Below are 22,261 nucleotides of genomic sequence, written 5' to 3'. Positions count from 1 at the left end.
GCGGGGCGCCCCATGTTGCTCACCAAGAAATCGCCGCACGCCGCGCCCGGCGCAGCCCCGGCATCTCCCTTTGTCCACAGCCTGCGCCGCGGTTTGTCGCAGGCCCTGCCCACCATGGACCGGCGCTCGTTCCTGCGCCGCTCGGGCCTGGGCGTCGGCGTCGGCATTGCCGCGTCGCAGCTGACCCTGGTCAAGAAGTCCAGTGCCGCCGAAGGCGCCAAGGTGGGCCTGGGCGACAGCAAGATCGAAGTGCGCCGCACCGTGTGCACCCACTGCTCGGTGGGCTGCGCGGTCGATGCCGTGGTCGAGAACGGCGTGTGGGTGCGCCAGGAGCCCGTGTTCGACTCGCCCATCAACCTGGGCGCGCACTGCGCCAAGGGTGCCGCGCTGCGCGAGCATGGCCATGGCGAGTACCGCCTGCGCTACCCCATGAAGCTCGTGAACGGCAAGTACGAGCGCATCAGCTGGGACACGGCGCTGAACGAGATCACCGCCAAGATGCAGGAGCTGCGCAAGGCCAGCGGCCCTGACAGCGTGTACTTCGTGGGCTCGTCCAAGCACAACAACGAGCAGGCCTACCTGCTGCGCAAGTTCGTGAGCTTCTGGGGCACCAACAACTGCGACCACCAGGCGCGCATCTGCCACTCGACCACGGTGGCCGGCGTGGCCAACACATGGGGCTACGGCGCCATGACCAATTCGTACAACGACATGCAGAACAGCAAGGTCGCCCTGTACATCGGATCCAACGCGGCCGAGGCCCACCCGGTGAGCATGCTGCACATGCTGCACGCCAAGGAAACCGGCTGCAAGATGATCGTGGTGGACCCGCGTTTCACCCGCACGGCCGCCAAGGCCGACGAATACGTGCGCATCCGTTCGGGCACCGACATCCCCTTCCTGTTCGGCCTGCTGTACCACATCTTCAAGAACGGCTGGGAAGACAAGAAGTACATCAACGACCGCGTCTACGGCATGGACAAGGTGCGCGAGGACGTGCTGGCCAAGTGGACGCCCGACAAGGTGCAGGATGCCTGTGGCGTGAGCGAGGCGCAGATGCTCAAGGTCGCCACCATGCTGCACGAGAACAACCCGGGCACCATCGTCTGGTGCATGGGCCAGACGCAGCACTCCATCGGCAATGCGATGGTGCGCGCATCGTGCATCCTGCAGCTGGCACTGGGCAATGTGGGCAAGACCGGCGGTGGCACCAACATCTTCCGGGGCCATGACAACGTGCAGGGCGCGACCGACGTGGGCCCCAACCCCGATTCGCTGCCCGGCTACTACGGCCTGGCCGAAGGCTCCTGGAAGCACTTCGCGGCGGTGTGGGGCGTGGATTTCGAATGGATCAAGAAGCAGTACGCCTCGCCCGCGATGATGACCAAGAGCGGCATCACGGTGTCGCGCTGGATCGATGGCGTGCTGGAGAACAATGAGCTCATCGACCAGGACTCCAACCTGCGCGGCGTGTTCTTCTGGGGCCACGCGCCCAACTCGCAGACGCGGGGCCTCGAGATGAAGCGGGCCATGGACAAGCTGGACCTGCTGGTGGTGGTGGACCCGTACCCCTCGGCCACGGCGGCCATGGCCGCGATGCCCGGCAAGGCCGAGGACCTCAACCCCAACCGCGCCGTGTACCTGCTGCCCGCGGCCACGCAGTTCGAGACCAGCGGCTCCTGCACGGCCTCGAACCGTTCGCTGCAGTGGCGCGAGAAAGTGATCGATCCGCTGTGGGAGAGCCGCTCCGACCACATGATCATGCACCAGTTCGCCGAGAAGCTGGGCTTTGCCACCGAGCTGTCCAAGAACTACAAGATGCAGAAGGTCAAGGGCATGGACGAGCCCGTGCCCGAGGACATCCTGCGCGAGATCAACAAGAGCGTGTGGACCATTGGCTACACCGGCCAGAGCCCCGAGCGCCTGAAGGCGCACATGAAGAACATGCACGTGTTCGACGTGAAGACCTTGAAGGCCAAGGGAGGCAAGGACAAGGACACCGGCTACGACTTCACGGGCGACTATTTCGGCCTGCCCTGGCCCTGCTACGGCACGCCCGAGCTCAAGCACCCCGGCTCGGCCAACCTGTACGACACCTCCAAGCACGTGATGGATGGCGGCGGCAACTTCCGCGCCAACTTCGGTGTGGAAAAGGACGGCCAGAACCTGCTGGCCGAGGACGGCTCGCACTCGCTGGGCAGCGAGATCACCACGGGCTACCCCGAGTTCGACCATGTGCTGCTCAAGAAGCTGGGCTGGTGGGACGACCTCACCGACGCCGAGAAAACCAAGGCCGAGGGCAAGAACTGGAAGACCGACCCGACGGGCGCGATCATCCGCGTGGCGATGAAGCATGGCTGCCATCCCTTTGGCAATGCCAAGGCGCGCGCGGTGGTGTGGAACTTCCCCGACGCCATTCCGCAGCACCGCGAGCCGCTGTACGGCACCCGCCCGGACCTTGTCGCCAAATACCCCACCCATGACGACAAGAAGGCGTTCTGGCGCATGCCCACGCTCTACAAGAGCCTTCAGGACAAGAACGTGGCCGACAAGGTGCACGAGAAATTCCCGCTCATCCTGAGCTCGGGCCGCCTCGTGGAATACGAAGGCGGCGGCGAGGAAACCCGCTCCAATCCCTGGCTGGCGGAGCTGCAGCAGGAATCGTTCGTCGAGATCAACCCCAAGACGGCGGCGGATCGCGGCATCCGCAACGGCGAGCGCGTGTGGCTCAGTTCCCCCACGGGTGCGCGGCTCAATGTGCAGGCGCTCGTCACCGAGCGCGTGGCGCCCGACACGGTATGGATGCCGTTTCACTTCTCGGGCCGCTGGCAGGGCGCCGACATGCTGGCGTACTACCCCAAGGGCGCGGCGCCCGTGGTGCGCGGCGAGGCCGTGAACACGGCCACCACCTATGGCTACGACAGCGTGACCATGATGCAGGAAACCAAGACCACGATATGCAACGTGGAACGCGCCTGAAGACATGGCCCCCACGCTTGTCACTTTGTGTACTGCGCTGCCCCCGAGGGGGCCGCGTTTTGCCTTGGGGCGGCCCGGCGGCAAAACCTGAATCGCTGATTGGAGACAGCAATGGCACGAATGAAATTCATCTGTGACGCAGAGCGCTGCATCGAATGCAACGGCTGCGTGACCGCCTGCAAGAACGAGCACGAGGTGCCGTGGGGCGTGAACCGCCGCCGCGTGGTCACGCTCAACGACGGAGTGCCCGGCGAGAAGTCCATCTCGGTGGCCTGCATGCACTGCAGCGACGCACCCTGCATGGCCGTGTGCCCCGTCAACTGCTTCTACCGCACCGAAGAAGGCGTGGTGCTGCACGACAAGGATGTGTGCATCGGCTGCGGCTACTGCAGCTACGCCTGCCCGTTCGGCGCGCCGCAGTTCCCGTCGCAGGGCACCTTCGGCGTGCGCGGCAAGATGGACAAGTGCACCTTCTGCGCCGGGGGGCCCGAGGACCACGGCAGCCAGGCCGAATTCGACAAGTACGGCCGCAACCGCCTGGCCGAGGGCAAGCTCCCGGCCTGCGCGGAGATGTGCTCCACCAAGGCCCTGCTGGCCGGCGACGGCGATGTGGTGGCCGACATCTTCCGCAACCGCGTGGTGCAGCGCGGCAAGGGCGCCGAAGTGTGGGGCTGGGGCACGGCCTACGGTTCGCAGCAGGCCGGCCAGCCTGCGGGGGGCAAGTCATGAAGCGGCTTCCCTTTCTTGTTGTTCTTGCAGCGGCAGGGGCTGTCGCGGCCCTCGCCGGCTGCGGCGAAAAACCCCAGACGGGCGCGGGCATCCGCAGCGACGCGCCGCCATATGCCGGCACGGGCAGCAACTTCACCCAGCCTGGCTGGAAGGCCGGGGACAAGGCCGGCTGGGAAGCGCAGCTCAAGGCGCGCCAGCAGTACGGCCAGAACGAATACACCCGCACCAAGTGAAGCGAGGTTCACCATGAAACACATCGTGTGTGCCTTGGTCGTGGCGGCGGGTGTGGCCTGGGGACCCGCGGGTGCCCAGGCGCCAGCGGCGCCCGATGCGGGCACGGCCGCAGCGGTGGTGCCGCAAGCACCCGGCGGCATCCAGGGCCAGAACATTTTCGAGGTCAAGCCGGATGCCAGCGCGGACCCCAAGTACGCCGGGCAGACCAACGGCGAGCGTGCCAAGGTGCAGCCTGGCAACAATGCGCCCATGTGGCGCCAGGTGGGGCAGGGCGTGACGGGCTACAGCAGCCTGCCCAAAACGCAGGCGCCCGAGGCGGGCAACCTGATCCAGCCCTTCGTGCAGTATCCCGGCTCGCGTTTCACCAATGCGGGTGAGGCCTGGCGGCAGGTGCGCAACCACTGGATCATTCCCTATGGCGCGGCGCTGTTCGCCATCGTGCTGCTGGCGCTGGGCATCTTCTACTTCGTCAAGGGCCCGCTGGGGCATGACCATCCCGAGGGCGCCGGCACCCGCCGCATCGAGCGTTTCACGCCCTTCGAACGGGCGGCGCACTGGTCCAATGCGTTCGCCTTCTGCACGCTGGCCCTCTCCGGCATCGTGATGGCCTTTGGCAAGTTCTTCCTCCTGCCCGTCCTGGGTGCCTCGCTGTTCGGATGGATCACCTATGCGCTCAAGAACGTGCACAACTTCATGGGCCCGTTGTTCGCCGTGTCGCTGCTCGTGATCATCCTCACCTTCGTCAAGGACAACATTGCCAACCGCGCGGACTTCGTGTGGCTGTCCAAGGGCGGCGGCATGCTGGGCGGTGACCACCAGGTTCCCTCCCACCGCTTCAACGCGGGCGAGAAGGGCCTGTTCTGGTGGGGCATCACCATCCCTGGCATCCTTGTGGTGGCCACGGGCCTGGTGCTCGACAAGCTCATCCCCGGCTTTGGCGACGTGCGCGGCGACATGCAGATCGCCCACATGGTCCATGCCTCCCTGGCCATCTGGATGATGGCGCTGATCTGCGGACACATCTACATGGGCACGGTGGGCATGCGCGGCGCCTACAAGGCCATGAAGACGGGCTACGTGAGCGAGGCCTGGGCCCGGGAGCACCATGAGCTCTGGTATGACGACGTCCAGGCGGGCAAGATTCCCCGCCAGCGCAGTGCCAGCACGCCGGGGGGCGATGCTGCCGCAGCGCCATCGGCAGGCCAACCCGCACAGGTATGAGGTACCGCACCATGACGCATCTTTTCCGTTCCTCGCTCCTGGCCGTGTGCGCGGCCAGTTCCTGCATGCTGGCGGTGGCCAAGCTTCCCGCGCCATCGCCCGAGGCCGCGGCCAAGGCCGCCGAAGCCGCCGCCAAGACGGCCTGGGCGGGCAAGGTGGACAACTACAAGCTGTGCCTGGCCCAGGACCGCGTGGCGGCCCACTATCGCAAGACCAGCCCAGCCGCCAAGCCCGCCACGGCCACCAGTGCCGCCGCATGCACCGACCCCGGACCGTTCGCGTACACGCCGCCGGAGGCCAAGCCCCTGGAGGCCTCAGGCGCGCATTCGCCGCCTGGCACGGCGAGCAGCCCGCCCAGCACGTCGACGCCCGCGGCGGCGGCATCGGCCCCCAAGTCCTGAACGCGGGCCCGGCGGCTGGCGCTCAGCCTCTTCCCAGGGGGGCTCCGCGCCCCTGCCCCGGGCAGGACACCATGAGGCATTGCGGCCTCGGGCTGCGGCGCGCACGGAGCCTGCGTATAGTCCGGCCATGACTTCCCGCACCGCCACGGACCTCGCCACCCCGCCGTTGCCGCGCCTCACGCAGGCCCAGGCACCGCTCACCCATGGGGTCGAGGTGGTCAATGAACTGGGTGAACGGGAGCAGGTGTCCATTCCCGCCGAACGGCCGCTCACCGTGTATGTGGACAAGCGCGAGCTGGTCACGCTGATGACGCTGGGCGCCCAGCCCGAGCTCCTGGTGCTGGGCTACCTGCGCAACCAGCGGTTGGTGGAGTCCGTCTTCGACATCGAATCCGTCACCGTCGACTGGGAGGTCCACGCCGCCGCCGTGCGCACGCGCCACGGCATCGCGCGCATCGAGGAGCGGACGGCCAGCAAGGTGGTGACCACCGGCTGCGGGCAGGGCAGCGTGTTTGGCGGGCTGATGGATGAGGTGGACCGGATCGCGCTGCCCGAGGCGCGCCTCACCCAGGCCCAGCTGTATGGCATCGTGAACGCCATCCGCATCAAGGAGACCACGTACAAGTCCGCGGGCTCCGTGCATGGCTGCGCGCTGTTCCAGGGGGAGGAACTGCTCACTTTCGTGGAAGACGTGGGGCGCCACAATGCCATCGATACCATCGCGGGCTGGATGTGGATGAACCCCGAGGCGCCGGCCCGCACCGGTGGCGGGCCCTCCGCGGGGGGGCATGTGCCGATGTCGGGCTCGGACAAGGTCTTCTACACCACAGGCCGCCTCACGAGCGAGATGGTCATCAAGTCGGCCCAGATGGGCGTGCCCATCGTGGTGTCGCGCAGCGGCATGACGCAGATGGGCCATGCCGTGGCCCAGCAGCTGGGCCTGTGCGCCATCGGGCGCGCCACCAACCGCCGCTTCGTCTGCTACAGCGGGGTGCACCGGCTGGTGCTGCAGCCTGAACTGGCGCGGGTGCCTGCCATGGCGCCGGCGGCGTCCGCCAGCGCGGCCTGAGAGGCACTTTCGGGGGTATCCCGCGGCGGTCCGCCCCGGTTCCCCTGCGCATGTTCCCCGGCCCCCGGGCCGTCATCCCGCGGTGGCATGATGCGCGCATGCAAGACCTGAACGCCAAGGGCGCCTGGGCCGATACCCAACCGAGCCAGTGGGCCCCCGAACCCGCCAAGATCGAAATCCCGCTGGATGAGGGGCTGCCCCCCGGTGCGCCCGCCACTGCGCCGGCGGCGGCCTCGGCCGGGGCGCCTGCCCCTCTTCGCCTGCCCCTGGGAGCCTGGGTCCGCGAGGGCCTGCGGGCCACGCTGTTCCTGCCGCCCCGCACGGGGGCCGCGGTTCCCACCCCGTGGCAATTGATCGTTCTGGTGCTGCTCGGTGGCGCGCTGCTGGTGGGGGCGGCGCGGTTCCAGGTGGCAGGGCCCGCCCAGTTCAGCCTGCGGGGCTGGCTCGCGCCGATGTGGAGCGGCCTGGCGCTTCTGTGGCTGGCCTGGTGGGCCATGGCACCCGCGCAGCGCCTTGCGGCCGGCGCGCCGGCCCCGGAGGGCGCGCCAACGGGCGGGCTCGCCGCCTGGTATGTGTTGTCGGCGTGGGCTCCGCTGGTGCCCCTGCTCGTGCTGTATGCCCTGCTGGGTGCCACCGTCCACCGGCCCGCGCTGTGGGTCGGGAACACGGCCGGAATCGTTTTCTGGACTGCCTACGGCGTGCTGACGGCGTGGGTTCTGGCGGCGCTGGTCGTGGTGAGCGCGCGCTTCATCCGCTCGCGCCTGCGCACCGCAGTGTTCGCGGTGTCGATGGCGGCGGTCATCGGGGTGGGCATGTGGCAGTTCCAGGACCAGCCCTGGGAGCTGGACGGTGCGGCCCTGGCGGCGGCGCAGGCCGCCGAGGAGGGCCCCGAACCCGCGCAGCTGACCTTGTCGCAGCCGGTGTTCGAGGCGCAGCAGGCGCTGTGGGAGCGCCAGGTGCAAGCGCTGGCGGCCCAGCGGGACGGGGTGGTGGATGTCTACGGCCTCGTGTTCGCTCCCTATGCCGAAGAGAACGTGTTCCGGCGCGAAAGCACCATGGTCAGCACGCTGCTGCAGGAACGGTTCGACGCGCACGGCCGCGTGATCCACCTGCTCAACCATGCCGAGACCGCCGACACCCACGTCTGGGCGACGCCGCAGAACCTGCAGCGCGCCATTTCGGCCCTGGGTGCGCGCATGGACCGCGACCATGACCTGCTGGTGATCTACATGACCTCGCACGGCGCGCGCAACCACGAGCTGGCGGCATCGCACGGACCGCTGCAGGTGCAGCCCGTCACGCCGGAAATGCTGCGCGCCGCGCTGGACGAAGCCGGCATCCGCCACCGCGTGATCGCGGTGTCGGCCTGCTACTCCGGCGGCTGGATCGGGCCCCTGGCCACCGATGGCACGCTCATCATGACGGCCGCCGACGCCACCCACACATCGTATGGCTGCGGCACGCGGTCCGAGCTCACGTTCTTCGGCCGCGCGGTGTTCAACGAGCAACTGCGCCAGACCCATTCATTCACCGAGGCCTTTGCCAAGGCCGTGCCGCTGATCGCGCAGCGCGAGGTGGAGGCCGGCAAGACCGACGGATTCTCCAACCCCCAGATCCACGTGGGCACACAGATCCAGCCCGTGCTGGAGGCGCTGCAAGCGCGCCTGGACGCGGGTGCCCCCGGTGGCGCGGCGCCGGCGGCCGGCGACGCAAAGCCCTGAACAGCGCCAGAGCGCTCCGTTTGCGCTAAGGTTCCGTGCCATGAACCTGTCTTTTCTGCGCCTTGGCTGGCGCACCCTGGCCCGCGACCTGCGCGCGGGCGAACTGCGCCTGCTCATCGTGGCGGTCACGCTGGCGGTGGCGGCGCTCACGTCCGTGGGGTTTTTCGCCGACCGCCTTCAGGGCGGCCTGCAGCGCGATGCGCTGCAGCTGCTGGGCGGCGATGCCGTGGTGGCCAGCGACAACCCCACGCCAGCGGCGTTCGTCGAGCGGGCCGCGGCCCTGGGCTTGCAGGCGGTCACCACGGTGGGCTTTCCCACCATGGGCCGGGCCAGCGATGCGCAGGGCGGTGCCAGCAAGCTGGTGGCCCTCAAGAGCGTGCCGCCGGGCTACCCGCTGCGCGGCAGCCTCAAGGTGGCTGACGCGCCGGGGGCGCTCGACCAGCCCACCCGCGACATCCCTGCCCGGGGCGAGGCGTGGGTGGATGCTCCCCTGCTCGAATCGCTGAACCTGGCCATGGGCGACATGCTGTTGCTGGGCGATGCGCAGCTGCGCATCGCGCGCATCATCGTGATCGAGCCCGACCGGGGCGCGGGCTTCATGAGCTTTGCCCCGCGCGTGATGGTGAACGATGCCGACCTGCCCGCCACCGGCCTGGTGCAGCCGGCCAGCCGCCTCACCTACCGCTTCGCCGTCATCGGGCCGGGCCCCGCGGTCAAGGCCTTCAGCGAATGGGCCGTGGCGGAGGCCAAGAAGCCCGAGGTGCACGGGGTGCGGGTGGAATCCCTCGAAAGCGGCCGCCCCGAGATGCGCCAGACGCTGGACCGCGCGCAGAAGTTCCTGAGCCTCGTGGCGCTGCTCGCGGCGCTGCTGTCGGCCGTGGCCGTGGCGCTGGCCGCGCGCGGTTTCGCGGCAGAGCACCTGGATGCCTCGGCCATGCTGCGGGTGCTGGGGCAGAGCCAGCGCACCATCGCGGGCGCCTACACGGCCGAATTCGCTCTCGTGGGCCTGTTCGCCAGTTCGCTGGGCGTGGCGCTGGGCTATCTGGTGCACTACGCCTTCGTGCTGCTGCTCGCGGGGCTGGTCGAGTCAGCCCTGCCGCCGCCCAGCCTGTGGCCCGTGGCATTTGGCCTGGGCATGGGGCTCACGCTGCTGTTCGCCTTCGGCCTGCCGCCCGTGCTGCAGCTGGCCCAGGTGCCGCCCCTGCGCGTGATCCGGCGCGACGTGGGCGGGCTCAAGCCCGCGTCGCTGGCGGTGCTGGGCATCGGCATCGCCGGTTTCGCGGCCTTGCTGCTGACGGTCAGCAGCGACATCAAGCTGGGGCTGATTGCCGTGGGCGGCTTTGCCGGCGCGGTGGCCCTGTTTGCGGGGCTGTCGTGGGTGGCGGTGAAGCTGCTGCGCAAGAGCGTGAACGAGGCCACCGCCCCGCGCTGGCTGGTGCTGGCCACGCGGCAGATCTCCGCGCGCCCCGCCTACGCCGTGGTGCAGGTGAGCAGCCTGGCCGTGGGCCTGCTGGCGCTGGTGCTGCTGGTGCTGCTGCGCACCGACCTGGTGGACAGCTGGCGCAAGGCCACGCCCCCCGATGCGCCCAACCGCTTCGTCATCAACGTGATGCCCGACCAGTCCGATGCGTTCCAGCAGGCCCTCAAGGACGGCGGCGTGGCCCGGTACGACTGGTATCCCATGATCCGTGGCCGCCTGCTGGCCGTGAACGGCAAGCCCGTGGGCCCCGACAGCTATACCGACGACCGCGCCAAGCGCCTCGTCGACCGGGAGTTCAACCTTTCCAACGCCACCGAACCACCCCCCCACAACCAGATCGTGGCCGGCCAGTGGCGCCAGGGCGAGGAAGGTGCCATCAGCGTCGAGGAGGGCATTGCCGAGACCCTGGGCCTGCAGATGGGCGACCGGCTGCTGTTCGACATGGGCGGCGTGCAGAACGAGGCGCGCATCACCAGCCTGCGCAAGGTGGACTGGGGGTCGATGCGGGCCAACTTCTTCGTGATGTACCCCGTGGCCAGCGTCAAGGACGTGCCGGTCACCTACCTGGCGGCGTACCGCGCCCCCGAGACCAACGGCTTCGACAACGCCCTGGTGCGCCAGTTTCCCAACATCACCAACGTGGACATGGGCGCCACCATCACCCAGGTGCAGCGCGTGCTGGACCAGGTGATCCGCGCGGTGGAATTCCTGTTTGCCTTCACGCTGGCCGCCGGGCTGGTGGTGCTGTTCGCGGCCGTCACCGCCACGCGCGAGGAGCGCGCCCGCGAGTACGCCATCATGCGCGCCGTGGGCGCGCGCGCCAGCCTGCTGCGGCAGGTGCAGCGCGCCGAGCTGGTGGGCGTGGGCCTGCTCGCGGGCTTCCTGGCCAGCGCCGTGGCCGTGGGCGTGGGCTGGGCGCTGGCGCGCTTCGTGTTCGACTTCACCTGGACGGCCGCGCCCTGGGTGCCCCTGGCGGGCGCCGTGGCGGGTGCGGTGCTGGCGCTGGCCGCGGGCTGGTGGGGCCTGCGCGAGGTGCTGGTGCGCCCCGTGGTGGACACGCTGCGCCGTTCGGCGGAATAGGCTGCGTGTCGATTGCTACTCATTTGATAGCTTCCAGCGCTTTATAGGAAAGCGCTGGGGCCAGTTTTTTTATATGAATTCCGACGTTCCCAAAGACACCGGCACCGGCGCAGAAACCGCCACCGCAACCACCCCCTTCGACTGGATCGGCGGCGAAGAGCGCGTGCGCGCCCTCACCGAGCGCTTCTACGACCTGATGGATCTGGAGCCCGGTTACGCCGAACTGCGTGCAGCCCACGGCAGCGACCTCGTGCAGGCGCGGCAAAAACTCTTCTGGTTCTTGTGCGGCTGGCTGGGTGGACCTGACCACTACCAAAGCCGCTTCGGCCACCCGCGACTGCGCATGCGGCACATGCCGTTTTCCATCGGCATCCAGGAGCGCGACCAGTGGGTGGCCTGCATGGACCAGGCCATGGGCGAGACGGGCGTGCCCGAGGCGCTGCGCGCGCGCCTGAAGGAGAGCTTCATGGGCACGGCCGACTGGATGAGGAATCGGGGCACCCCCTGAGCGGCTGCGCCGCTTCCCTCGCAGCCTGTGGATGGGCCGGGTGTGCGCCCATAGCATCGATTGCTATGTTTTTAATAGCTTATAGCGCTTGATGGGTAGGCGCTGCAGGCGGTTTGAACGCTTAAATCCCTACCCGCTGAAATGTATGGCCCCTTTGGGAAAGGCGCGCTACTAAGATGCGCCCAGCATCCATTCATTCAATTCACAACAAGGAGGGTGGGACATGTCAGCTACTGCTTGGATCGTTCTGGGCCTGGTCGCCGTGCTGGCGGTGTGGGCCGTCACTGTGTACAACCGGCTGGTGCAGCTGCGCAACCGCATCGCCAATGCGTTCGGCCAGATCGACGTGCAGCTCAAGCGCCGCCATGACCTGGTGCCCAACCTGGTCGAAGTCGCCAAGGGCTACCTCAGCCACGAGGCCGCCACGCTCGAAGCCGTCATCCAGGCGCGCGGCCAGGCGCAGGGCGCTGCCGCCGCTGTGCGGGCAGAGCCTGGCAGCGCCAACGCCATGGGCGCGCTCGCAGCCGCCGAGGGCATGCTGGGCAGCAGCCTGGGACGCCTGATGGTAGTGGCTGAGGCGTATCCCGAACTCAAGGCCGACGCCACCATGCAGTCGCTGTCCGAAGAGTTGACCAGCACCGAAAACCGCCTGGGCTTTGCGCGCCAGGCGTACAACGACCAGGCGCTGGAATTCAACGACGCGGCGGCGCAGTTTCCTGAACTGGTCGTGGCGCGCCTGTTGGGCTTTCCCACCGTGCCCATGCTCGAGTCCACGCGCAGCGAAGCAGAGCGCGCTGCGCCGCAGGTTCGCTTCTCTTAGGCCGGTTTCTTCGCAGCTGCCTGGTGCGCAGGCCCGACGGGGTACATGCCCCGCGGGCCGCCAAAGCCGTGCCGAATGGTCGCCGGGCGCTGGCGGGCAACACGGCAGCTCCTGTCGTGGCTGCGGGCCGCTTGAAGTCCCGCGCGAGAAAGTCTCATACAGGGAGGGGCCATGAAATTCTGGGACCACCAGGCGGATGCGCGCAGCGAGACGCACCGCCTGCTGCTGGGCTTTGCGCTCGCGGTGGCGGTGCTTATCGTGGCCGTTCATGCCGCACTCGCGCTGGCCTGGGTGCTGATGGCGGCGGTGCTGCCGGGGCGGCTGCCGTTTCCCCACGGCTTTCTCGCCGCCAACGTGGGCGTGTCGCTCATGCTGGTGCTGGGCGGCTGGTGGGTGGAGACGTCCAACCTGCGCGCGGGCGGCGTCAAGCTGGCCCGGCGGGTGGGCGCGCGCGAGCTGCGGCCCTCGCTCTCGCATGCCGAGCAGCGCCTGTCCAACATCGTCGACGAGCTGTGCATTGCCGCCCACATGCCGCGCCCCGAAATCATGGTGATGCCGCGCACCGATGCGATCAACGCGTTTGCCGCCGGCTGGGACGAGAGCGACGCCGTGATCGCCGTGACGCAGGGCGCGCTCGACTACCTGAACCGTGAGGAGATGCAGGGCATGGTCGCGCACGAGCTGAGCCACCTGCACGAGGGCGACACGCGCATGAAGATGCAGCTGGCCGGCATGGTGTTCGGCCTGGAGCTGGTCTACAACTTCGGCGACACGCTGCGCGAGCGGCGGGGGCTGGCGTGGTGGTTCGGCTCGGCCATCATGCTGGCGGGCTTCGCGGGCTGGATCACCGGCCGCATGCTCAAGGCGGCCGTGTCGCGCCAGCGCGAGTACCTGGCCGACGCGCGCGCCGTGCAATGGACGCGCAGCAAGGACGGCCTGGGCGGCGTGCTGCGCAAGGTCATGGCCCAGCGCCGGGATACCCCGCGCGGCTATGAACAGCACAGCCACAGCGGCCTGAACCATCCTTCGGTGCAGCACATGCTGCTGGTGGACGTGGAAGGCGGCGGCAGGATGGAGCACTGGCTCGATTCCCACCCCACGCTGCAAGAGCGCGTGCAGCGCGTCTACGGCCGGCGCATGTCGCCGCTGAAGGTGGCACCGGTCACCGCAGCCCCCGAGCCGGCAGGGCGCCCGCAGGGCGTGGGCCAGCCGGCCGGCGTGACGATCGCCTCGCTGGTGGACCCGTTCGCGCGGCATATGTGAAGCATCTGTGCCGCCTTCCCCCGGAGGGCGGCGCGCCCGCTGGCCTGGCAACGCCAGGGGCTGCCTGCCGGGTGGCATAGTGGAGGCATTTCACTCGGCGAGGTTTTTTTCATGTCCCGTGACGCCCGTTTTCAGGAACAAGCCCAGGCCCTCGGCTACAGCTTTGACGGCGAGATCAAGATCGGGGGCAACTACGTGCCCCTGGTGCGCGACGGCCACCACATCTACCTGAGCGGGCAGATCCCGCGCGTGGGCGATACCGTGGTGGCCACGGGGGCGGCCGGCGCCGGCGCCACCCTGGCCCAGGCGCAGGCGGGGGCCAAGGTGTGCGCCCTGCGCGCCCTGGCCTTGCTGCAGCGTGCGCTGGGCTCTCTGGACGCCGTGCAGTCGGTGCTGCGCATCACCGTGTATGTGCAGTCGGCGCCCGGGTTCACGCAGCAAAGCGAGGTGGCCGACGGCGCCTCTGAAATCCTGTTCGCCGTGCTGGGCGAGGCGGGCGCCCACACCCGCACCTCGGTGGGGGTGCTGCAACTGCCCAAGAATGCGACGGTGGAGGTGGACCTGATCGCCTCCGTGGCCACGCCGGCGCCGCCGCGCGCCTGACCCGGCCGCGTACTCCACCCAGGCACCCCGTCGAAGGAGAACCCAGGCCATGACCGAATCCGTCGTGCACCACCGGGGCAGCTGCCTGTGCGGCGGCGTGCGCTACGAAACCACGGCGCCGCTGCGCAGCGCATCGCACTGCCACTGCTCGATGTGCCGCAAGGCCCATGGCGCGGCGTTCGCCAGCTACGGCTCGGTGCACCGCGAGCACCACCGCTTCGTGCAGGGGCAGGCGCTGCTGCGCGCCTACCGCTCGTCGCCGCGGGTCACGCGGCAGTTCTGCTCGGCCTGCGGCTCGCCGTTGCTCTGGCACAGCGAAGGCGTGCATGCGGACAGCGTGGCCGTGCCCCTGGGCACGCTCGACACCCCTTTTGACGCGCCGCCGCAAAGGCACATCCACGTGGCTTCCAAGGCCGCGTGGGTGGTGATCTGCGACGGCTACCCGCAGATCGCCGGAGAATAGGCGCGAGACCCGTCACGAGGCAGTCCATGGAAAACACACCACCCCCCGCCCATCCCCGTTTCAATGTCTTTGGCCGCATCGTTGAAGTGCGGCGTGAGGGCCCGCTGTGGCAGGTCTACCGCGTGGGCGGCGACGGCAAGCGCACCCCCGCGGGCTTCGTGGTCCCCGACTTCGTGGAAGAGCACGAACTGGCCCAGTTTCTCGAAGACCTGTTCCATGAGAGCGCTTCACCGCACAACGGCGACGTGCGCCGCATCGCCTGACGCGAACCCTGCGGCTCCTTCCCTTGTGCCGGGTGCTGCGGCGCAGGAGGTCGTAAGGCTTTGTCGGCAAACGACTACATACAGCGCGCGCCCAACGGCGCACGCTGGGGCTGCACAGAAGACCACTGGGCAGGGCCTCCTCGCCGCAGGCACCGGCAGCCCCGCCACAGCGGCGCATTGCGGCGCGTGGTGCAAGAGCGCGGTGCAAGAGCGTGGGCGGTCCGGCCTGTGCGCGCTGGCGTCCTCGCACGACCAGGGGCCACGGACCAGGCAGGGTTGCGCACGAACGCGCGGGCTGACAGGCAAGTTATGTGAGGGTTCCCATGGGCAGCACCATCACCGTCGCGCACACGGTCTCGGCAGATGATTTCGAACAGGTCGAACTCCTGGCGCGCCACCTGCAGGGAAGCGACTACAACTTCAGCGGCCGCGCCATCTGGGTGCTGCGAGGCCCCCATACCACCGTGACCGACACCCACGACGAGTTGCGCGCAGCGCTGCTGCTGCTGATGGTGGAAGGCCTGCTGAGCCGACGGCGCCCCCCGCGCTGACACCCCCGTGGGACGCGCGGCGGCCGCGTGCCGTCATACCGTTGTCAAACCCCCGCCAGACACTCGGTCCTTTGTTTCATCCTGGGCCTTGTTCATGTCTGAACGCATTCGCAGCCAATCCGATTCCTTTCCGTTTTCTTGCTATTCGCGCCGCACCGCCACGCTGAGCGTGCTGGCCCTGGCCGCGTCCCTCTCCGCCTGCGGCGGCGGCGATGGCGGCAGCAACAACAACGCGGGCGCCACGGCCACGCTGGCCGTGCTGGAGACCACCGACCTGCACTTCAACGTGCGCAGCTACGACTACTTCAAGCTGGCCGAGGACAAGAGCTACGGCTTCGAGCGCACCGCCACGCTGGTGCGCGCGGCGCGCAAGGAGTTTGCCAACACCCTGCTGGTGGACAACGGCGACACCATCCAGGGCACGGCGCTGGCCGACTATGAAGCCACCATCAGCCCCATCCCGTGCACGCAGCAGCTGTCCATGTACAAGGCGATGGGTGCTTTAGGCTTTGACGCCGGCACGCTGGGCAACCACGAGTTCAACTACGGCCTGCCGTTCCTGAACCAGGTGCTGGGCGGCGGGCTGGAGGTGGACGGTGTGGATGCCGCCAGGAAGTGCGCGGGCGCGGGCTTTCCGATGGTGCTGGCCAACGTGACCAGCAACAAGACCCAGAAGCCGCTGGTGCAGCCCTACACGGTGCTCGAGCGCACGCTGGTGGCCAAGGGCGCGGACGGCAAGGAGGTGAAGCTGCCCATCAAGGTGGGCGTGATCGGTTTCACCACGCCGGGCATCATGAACTGGGACAAGCGCTACCTCGAAGGCAAGGTCACCACGCAAGGCGCGGTCGAGGCCGCGACGAAGTACGTGCCCGAGCTGCGCGCCAAGGGCGCCGACATCGTGATCGCGCTGCTGCACGGCGGCATGGACAGCGCGGCGTATTCGCCCACCATGGAGAACCCGGGCCTGTACCTTTCCAAGGTGGCCGGCATCGACGCGATGGTGATGGGCCACCAGCATGGCGTGTTCCCCGACACCGCCGCCACGCCGGGCTTCAACATGGCCGGCGTGGACCACAAGGCGGGTACGGTGAACGGCGTGCCGGCCGTGATGGCCAGCTCCTGGGGCAAGGCCCTGGGCGTGGTGCAGCTGGCGCTGCAGTGGGACGGGGCCAAGTGGGTGGTCAACAAGTCGGCCAGCAAGTCCGAGCTGCGCAACATCCAGTCCAAGAACGCCGCGGGCGCCACGGTGACGGTGGACGCAGATGCCAGCGTGGCGCCGCTCGTCGAGACGCAGCACCAGGCCGCCATCCAGTACGTGAAGACGCCCATCGGCCAGACCGACTTCCGCATGAGCACGCTGTTCGCCGACGTGGGCGACCCGGGCGCGATCCAGATCGTGAACCAGGCGCAGCAGGCCTATGTGGCCGCTTACATCAAGGCCAGCCTGCCGGAGTATGCGCAGCTGCCGGTGCTGTCGGTGAGCGCGCCGTTCAAGAGCGGCTTCCAGGGCGGTGCCGACTACACCGACGTGGCCGTGGGCCCGCTGGCCATCAACAACGCGGCCGACCTGTACCTGTACCCCAACACGGTGTACGCGGTGAAGGTCAACGGCGGTGACATCAAGAACTGGCTGGAGGCGGCTGCCAAGCGCTTCAACCAGATCGACCCCGTCAAGACCGGCGAGCAGCAGCTCATCAGCACCTTCCCGGGCTACAACTTCGACATGTTCACCACGGCCGATGTGCAGTACGAGATCGACGTGACGAAGCCCGTGGGCAGCCGCATCAGGAACCTGACCTACCTGGGCAAGCCCATCGACGTGGCGCAGGAGTTCGTGATCGCCACCAACAACTACCGCGCCACCAGCGGCAAGAGCTTCATCGACAAGCTCGATGGCTCGGGCACCATCTGGGCCTCGCCCGACGCCAACCGGGACGTGGTGATCGACTACATCCGCAAGAACCCGGCGGTGACGCGCAGTGCCAACGGCGCGGCCAAGAGCTGGCGCTTCGCCAAGGCCAGCGTGGCGGGGCCGGTGGTGTTCAGCTCGGGCGGCAATGCGCTCGCCGTGGCGCAGGCGGCAGGCCTGGCCAATGTGTCGCTGCTGGCAGCGGACGACGGCTCGGGCAAGGGCACGTCGAAGTACGCGGTCGATTTGTCCAAGTAAAGCCGGTGCGCGGCACGCTCGGCGTGCCCGCCGCCAACGGCCCTGAAAAGACACCTGGACCGGCTGCCTGGGCATGCCGGGGCCCGGTGCCTTTTTTTGTGGGTTGCTTCAGCACCCTGGCGCAGGGCAGCCGCCGGCCGCTCAATCGTCCAGCTGTTCGCGCAGCACGGCCCCGGTCACGGCGTCCACCCGCAGCTCCACCGCCAGGTTGGCTGTGTTGGTCGCCTCGGCTTCCCAGTAGCCGTCTTCGTATTCGACACCGCGCACGCGGGTGTAGCCGGCCTGCTGCAGGGCTGTCACGACCTGGTCGGCGCTGAGCACGGGCTGGCCGTTCACGGTTCCGCCGCTGCGGCCCACCTGGCTCAATACCTCCAGCGTCACGGGGTGCAGCACGAACTCGACCTTCTCGCGGTTGGTCACGGACTGGCGGGCCTTGGCCTGCCAGAAGCCGTCGTCCAGCTCCACGTCGTACACAAAGCTGTAGCCGGTGGCGCGCACCTGCTGCGCCACCCGTTCCACGCTGGGCAGGGCGGTGCCGATGTCGCCCTTGCGCACGGCGGTGAAGCTGCCGTTGGCATCGTTGACCAGCACGGTGGCGCGCACCCCGTCGTTGGAGACGGCCTCGGCGGTCCAGTAGCCGTATTGTTTTTGCAGGTCGTGCGGCGCCACGAAGTGGTTCTTGGCCATCACGTTGACGGCCTCCTGGGCGCCCATGGCCCAGGCCATGGAGGGCAGGGCGGAGGCCGCGGCGGCTGCTGCGAAGGCCAGGGTCAGAACGGTCTTTTTCATGGTGCTTCCTTTCGGTGTGGCAGTGGTTGTGAAGAACTGGGAGGCAGTGTGCGCAACCGTTCCTAAACCCACCGTGAAGCGCCCGTTCATGGACTGTTTAATGCCAACCGCAATAATCGCGCGATGAGAGATATGGCCCCCACGTTCCCCACTTCGTGTGGTCACTGCCCCCCGAGGGGGCGCTCTTCATCTTGGGGCGGCCCGGCGATGAAGAATGGAATTTTGCGGACCTGGATGCAGGCCACTGCCTGTGCCGTGGTGGCGCTGGCCTGTGCACAGACCCCCGCCGCCGAGCAGGATGTGGCGCGGCGTGGCGTGCAGAGCGGGCAGCTCAAGCCGCTCAACAGCATCATTGCGGACATGAGCCGCCAGTACGGCGGGCGCGTCATCGACGTGGAGACCAAGCACGGCCGCAAGGGCGAGCTGCGCTACGAGATCAAGATCATCGACGCCCGCGGCACCAAGCACGAGGTGCTGGTGGATGCGGCCACGGGCAGTGTCGTGGCGCAGGAGCGCGACTGGCCCACGCAGCCTGTGGGCCTGGCGCAGATGGCCCGCTACATCCAGCAGCTGGAGCAGCGCTACGGATCGCGCGTGGTGAACGCCGAGTTCGAGCGCGACGCGCAGGGCAAGGCGGTGTACGAGGTCAAGCTCTCGGACCGGCCCGCCGGCGAGATGAAGCTGCTGGTGGATGTGAACACGGGCGAGGTGCTGACCCCGCCGCAAGCGGCGGGCACGCCCGCGGCGCCCAAGTCCATGGCCGTGATGCTCGAATCCTTGCGGCCGCGCTTTTCGGGCCTGGTGCTGGAGGTGGAGCTGGAAACGGACCACCGCCGCCGCCCGTACTACAGCGTGGAGCTGCAGCAACCCAACGGTTTCAAGCTGGAGCTCGAAGTGGACGCCGTGAGCCTGGAAGTCACGCGGCAGAAGGTGGACGACTGATGCGCATCCTGGTGGTGGAAGATGATGTGGCGCTGGCGCAGCAACTGCGCGTGGCGCTGGAGGCGGCGGGATTCGCGGTGGATGTGGAGCACGACGGCGAGGCCGCGTCCTTTGCCGGCAGTGCCGAGGCCTACAGCGCCGCCGTGCTGGACCTGGGCCTGCCGCTCAAGGACGGCCTGAGCGTGCTGCGCGACTGGCGCGACGCGGGCCGCGGCTGGCCGGTGCTGGTGCTCACCGCGCGCAACCGCTGGAGCGACAAGGTGGCGGGCTTCAATGCCGGCGCCGACGACTATTTGACCAAGCCCTTTCTGATGGACGAGGTGGTGCTGCGCCTGCGGGCCATGCTGCGCCGCACGGCCGGGTCGGCCGCCGCCGTGCTGGCGGCCGGCCCGCTGGAGTACGACGTGGTGCAGGGCCGCTTTTCGCTGCAGGGCCAGAGCCTGCAGCTCACGGCGCAGGAGCACAAGATCCTGGCGTATTTCATGCACCACCCGGGCAAGCTGCTCACGCGCACCGACATCAGCGAGCATGTGTATGCGCGCGACCTCGACCCGGACTCCAACACGCTGGACGTGCTGATCGGCCGCATCCGCCGCAAGTTGAACGGCGCGCCGCAGCTGGTGACCGAGCGCGGCCAGGGATTTCGCCTGGTGGCGTCCGACGTGGCGGGCTGATGCGGATCGAACCCGCCACGCCGCCTGGGCCGCCCGCACCGCCTGCGCCGGCCCGGGCACACAGCGGCGCCGCGTGGGCGCTGGCGCTGGCCCAGTGGCCCATGGCCACGCGCATTGCGCTGCTGGCGCTGGTCCCCATGCTGCTGCTGGTGGGCGCCGGGGGGCTGTGGCTGCGCGTGCAGATGCACCAGAGCCTGCTGGCCAGCTTCGAGCAGGTGCTGCGCGACAAGGCCCAGCGCGTGGGCGCGCGGCTGCACCTGGGGCCCCAGGGTGGCTTGCGGGAGTCCACCGGCGGTGCCGATGAGTTCAGCGCCATCTACGCCGGGTGGTACTGGCGCGCGCAGGCGGGCAGCGATGTGCTGCGGTCGCGTTCGCTGTGGGACATGGACAGCCTGCCGACCGAGGCCCTGACCACCACCGGCTCGGCCACGCTGCACCGGGCCACGGGGCCGCTGCAAGAACCCTTGCTGTCGCTGACCCAGCCGGTCGCCCTGGGCCAGCCTCCCGTGCAGGTCACGCTGACGGTCTACGGCCCGGCCGCGCAGTTGCACAGCAGCATGCGGCAGATCGACCGCACGCTGGTGGTGGCCGGGCTGGTGCTGATGCTGCTCACCGGGGGGCTGGCGTGGCTGCAGGTGCGGGTGGGGCTGGCGCCGCTGCGCCGGCTGGAGGCCATGCTGGCTGCCCTGCGCGCGCCGCAGGGCGCGGGGCCCGATGTGGCGCTGCACCTGGCCGCCCCCACGGGGCGCGACCTGCAGCCCCTGCAGAACGAGCTGGCAGGCCTGCTGGCGCACAACGCGCACGTGGTGGCCCGCGCGCGGGCCCATGCGGTGGACCTGAACCACGCGCTCAAGAAGCCTCTGGCCCTGCTGAGCGCACAGGCCAGCGCGCAGCCGCAGGTGCCCAGCAGCGAGGTGCAGCGCCAGGTCGAGGCCATGGCCCAGCTGGTGGACCGCTACCAGGCCCGCACCTTGAGCGATGCGCTGCACGCCCACCCCGGCAGCACCGGCCAGGCCGTGGACGTGCGCGACTGCGTGGCCCAGCTGCTGCGCATGATGGAGCGCCTGCACGCCGCGCAGGGGGTGGACTGGATGCTGGCAGACGATACCCAAGGCCCGCTGCACTGGCGCGGAGAACGCGCCGACCTGGAGGAGGTGCTGGGCAACCTGCTGGACAACGCGGGCAAGTGGGCCGCCTCGCGGGTGCGGCTGACACTGTCGGTGTCTGTGTCGGTGCAAGGTGGCGCAGAACATGCCAGCCTGTGCCTGGACATCGAAGACGATGGCCCCGGCATGACGCCCGCACAATTGCAGGCGGCGGGCCAGCGCGGAGTGCGTTTTGACGAGTCCGTGCAGGGCAGCGGGCTGGGCCTGGCGATTGCCAGCCAGATCGCGCAGGCCTATGGGGGCCACTTGCAGTTGCGCAAAAGCGAGGAGCTCAAGGGCTTGGGCGTGCGGCTGGAGATGCGGGGGCTGGCGCCCGCGGGACGCACCAAGACGGCGTGAGGCAGGGTGCATCGCCACAACCGTTGCAGCGGCTGTGGTAGCGGCCGTCGCGGCGGGCGTCGGCAACACGGCAGGCTGCCCGGCTCTCCAGGTGCGCAGGGCAGAGCGGGGCGATCTGCGCTGCGCGTGCCTAGCGCTGGCGTGGATGCACGGGCTGCAGCAGCACCACCAGCGCGCCCGCGCCGCCGTCGATGGGCCGGGCCTGCACGAAGGCCAGCACTTCGCTTTTTTGCACCAGCCAGCGCTGCACGCGGCTCTTGAGCACCGGACTCTTGCCCGGAGAACCCAGGCCCTTGCCATGCACCACGCGCACGCAGCGCAGGCCGGCCTTGTGGGCGTGGCGGATGAATTCGCCCAGTGCCTCGCGCGCCTCGTCCACGCGCAGGCCGTGCAGGTCCAGCTGGCGCTGGATGCTCCAGTGGCCCGAGCGCAGGCGGCGCGTGATTTCCACGCCGATGCCGGGGCGGCGAAAACTCAGCTGGTCGTCGGTGTCGAGCAGGGTGCTCACGTCGAAGTCGTCGCTGATGGATTCGACCAGCACGCGCTCTTCGTCCAGCCAGTGCTGCACGGGCAGCGGTGGCGGCTTGTGGCGGCGCAGGCGTGCCACGTTGGGGCTGCGCAGCGGCGTGACGGGGCCTACGCTGCGGCTGAAGAGGTGGCGCTCGGCCTCCAGGCGCGCGGCGGCCTCGCGGCGGGCCTTTTCGTCGGCCTCGGCGCGCGCGTGCTCCTCGCGCAGGCGGCGGGCGATGCTGGCCAGGTCCTGCAGGTGCGCGATGCGAGCGCTGGCCCGCCGGGGCGG

General features: G+C 69.0%; 21 protein-coding genes. 19 read left to right on the top strand and 2 right to left on the bottom strand.

Annotated features, from left to right (window positions below):
• Nucleotides 1–12: 12 nt before the first annotated feature.
• From AC07PV_RS20020 to AC07PV_RS19945, 16 genes are all read left to right on the top strand, one after another.
• Nucleotides 13–2,979, top strand: a complete 2,967-nt coding sequence (locus tag AC07PV_RS20020) for a formate dehydrogenase subunit alpha (RefSeq protein ID WP_218339525.1) — start codon at nucleotides 13–15, stop codon at nucleotides 2,977–2,979.
• 111 nt (nucleotides 2,980–3,090) lie between these two features.
• A complete protein-coding gene (gene fdh3B, locus AC07PV_RS20015) occupies nucleotides 3,091–3,708 on the top strand; it encodes a formate dehydrogenase FDH3 subunit beta (protein WP_218295860.1) in 618 nt (205 codons plus the stop codon).
• On the top strand, nucleotides 3,705–3,941 hold the full coding sequence (locus AC07PV_RS20010) for a hypothetical protein (protein ID WP_494598336.1): 237 nt from the start codon (nucleotides 3,705–3,707) through the stop codon (nucleotides 3,939–3,941). The genes fdh3B and AC07PV_RS20010 overlap by 4 nt, the downstream gene beginning before the upstream one ends.
• Nucleotides 3,942–3,954: 13 nt before the next feature.
• Entirely contained in the window at nucleotides 3,955–5,163 is a 1,209-nt protein-coding gene (locus tag AC07PV_RS20005; RefSeq protein WP_494631146.1) for a formate dehydrogenase subunit gamma, read from the top strand.
• A gap of 11 nt (nucleotides 5,164–5,174) precedes the next feature.
• Entirely contained in the window at nucleotides 5,175–5,564 is a 390-nt protein-coding gene (locus AC07PV_RS20000) for a hypothetical protein (protein WP_492807086.1), read from the top strand.
• A 127-nt stretch (nucleotides 5,565–5,691) separates the two neighbouring features.
• Nucleotides 5,692–6,633 carry a formate dehydrogenase accessory sulfurtransferase FdhD gene (locus AC07PV_RS19995; protein WP_494631144.1) on the top strand — a complete coding sequence of 314 codons (942 nt, stop codon included), beginning with the start codon at nucleotides 5,692–5,694 and terminating at the stop codon, nucleotides 6,631–6,633.
• 98 nt (nucleotides 6,634–6,731) lie between these two features.
• On the top strand, nucleotides 6,732–8,354 hold the full coding sequence (locus AC07PV_RS19990; RefSeq protein ID WP_218339523.1) for a C13 family peptidase: 1,623 nt from the start codon (nucleotides 6,732–6,734) through the stop codon (nucleotides 8,352–8,354).
• Nucleotides 8,355–8,394: 40 nt separating this feature from the next.
• The gene (locus tag AC07PV_RS19985) at nucleotides 8,395–10,914 is read left to right on the top strand and encodes an ABC transporter permease (protein ID WP_218295854.1); all 2,520 of its coding nucleotides are present in this window, start codon (nucleotides 8,395–8,397) and stop codon (nucleotides 10,912–10,914) included.
• A 73-nt stretch (nucleotides 10,915–10,987) separates the two neighbouring features.
• Nucleotides 10,988–11,422 carry a group II truncated hemoglobin gene (locus tag AC07PV_RS19980; RefSeq protein WP_494631142.1) on the top strand — a complete coding sequence of 145 codons (435 nt, stop codon included), beginning with the start codon at nucleotides 10,988–10,990 and terminating at the stop codon, nucleotides 11,420–11,422.
• Nucleotides 11,423–11,645: 223 nt separating this feature from the next.
• Nucleotides 11,646–12,242 (top strand): LemA family protein, encoded by a 597-nt coding sequence (locus AC07PV_RS19975; protein WP_369643149.1) that lies wholly within the window; start codon nucleotides 11,646–11,648, stop codon nucleotides 12,240–12,242.
• Nucleotides 12,243–12,413: 171 nt separating this feature from the next.
• Nucleotides 12,414–13,505 carry a M48 family metalloprotease gene (locus tag AC07PV_RS19970; protein WP_369643148.1) on the top strand — a complete coding sequence of 364 codons (1,092 nt, stop codon included), beginning with the start codon at nucleotides 12,414–12,416 and terminating at the stop codon, nucleotides 13,503–13,505.
• 111 nt (nucleotides 13,506–13,616) lie between these two features.
• The gene (locus tag AC07PV_RS19965) at nucleotides 13,617–14,108 is read left to right on the top strand and encodes a RidA family protein (RefSeq protein ID WP_494631140.1); all 492 of its coding nucleotides are present in this window, start codon (nucleotides 13,617–13,619) and stop codon (nucleotides 14,106–14,108) included.
• A 49-nt stretch (nucleotides 14,109–14,157) separates the two neighbouring features.
• Nucleotides 14,158–14,571 (top strand): GFA family protein, encoded by a 414-nt coding sequence (locus tag AC07PV_RS19960; RefSeq protein ID WP_218339518.1) that lies wholly within the window; start codon nucleotides 14,158–14,160, stop codon nucleotides 14,569–14,571.
• Nucleotides 14,572–14,597: 26 nt separating this feature from the next.
• Complete coding sequence (locus tag AC07PV_RS19955; RefSeq protein WP_218295848.1) at nucleotides 14,598–14,834, top strand: DUF7661 family protein; 237 nt, start codon at nucleotides 14,598–14,600, stop codon at nucleotides 14,832–14,834.
• A 323-nt stretch (nucleotides 14,835–15,157) separates the two neighbouring features.
• Complete coding sequence (locus AC07PV_RS19950; RefSeq protein WP_218295847.1) at nucleotides 15,158–15,385, top strand: hypothetical protein; 228 nt, start codon at nucleotides 15,158–15,160, stop codon at nucleotides 15,383–15,385.
• Between the two features lie 94 nt (nucleotides 15,386–15,479).
• A complete protein-coding gene (locus AC07PV_RS19945; RefSeq protein ID WP_494631138.1) occupies nucleotides 15,480–17,552 on the top strand; it encodes a bifunctional 2',3'-cyclic-nucleotide 2'-phosphodiesterase/3'-nucleotidase in 2,073 nt (690 codons plus the stop codon).
• A gap of 141 nt (nucleotides 17,553–17,693) precedes the next feature.
• Here the strand turns inward: AC07PV_RS19945 and AC07PV_RS19940 are convergent, their stop codons facing one another.
• Nucleotides 17,694–18,341 (bottom strand): PepSY domain-containing protein, encoded by a 648-nt coding sequence (locus AC07PV_RS19940; RefSeq protein WP_218295845.1) that lies wholly within the window; start codon nucleotides 18,339–18,341, stop codon nucleotides 17,694–17,696.
• Between the two features lie 234 nt (nucleotides 18,342–18,575).
• Between AC07PV_RS19940 and AC07PV_RS19935 the strand changes: the two genes are divergently transcribed.
• The 3 genes from AC07PV_RS19935 to AC07PV_RS19925 are packed head-to-tail and all read left to right on the top strand — an operon-like array spanning nucleotide 18,576 to nucleotide 21,462.
• A complete protein-coding gene (locus AC07PV_RS19935) occupies nucleotides 18,576–19,283 on the top strand; it encodes a PepSY domain-containing protein (protein ID WP_255594761.1) in 708 nt (235 codons plus the stop codon).
• Nucleotides 19,283–19,957, top strand: a complete 675-nt coding sequence (locus AC07PV_RS19930) for a response regulator transcription factor (RefSeq protein ID WP_218295843.1) — start codon at nucleotides 19,283–19,285, stop codon at nucleotides 19,955–19,957. Before AC07PV_RS19935 ends, AC07PV_RS19930 begins: the two co-directional genes overlap by 1 nt.
• Entirely contained in the window at nucleotides 19,957–21,462 is a 1,506-nt protein-coding gene (locus AC07PV_RS19925; protein ID WP_255594760.1) for a sensor histidine kinase, read from the top strand. The genes AC07PV_RS19930 and AC07PV_RS19925 overlap by 1 nt, the downstream gene beginning before the upstream one ends.
• Nucleotides 21,463–21,592: 130 nt before the next feature.
• Here AC07PV_RS19925 and AC07PV_RS19920 read toward each other — a convergent pair whose 3' ends face one another.
• Nucleotides 21,593–22,219 carry a Smr/MutS family protein gene (locus AC07PV_RS19920; protein ID WP_255594780.1) on the bottom strand — a complete coding sequence of 209 codons (627 nt, stop codon included), beginning with the start codon at nucleotides 22,217–22,219 and terminating at the stop codon, nucleotides 21,593–21,595.
• Between the last annotated feature and the right edge of the window lie 42 nt (nucleotides 22,220–22,261).

The organism is Acidovorax sp. GW821-FHT09A11 (assembly GCF_059418365.1).
This window is presented reverse-complemented; position numbering and strand designations above follow the sequence as displayed.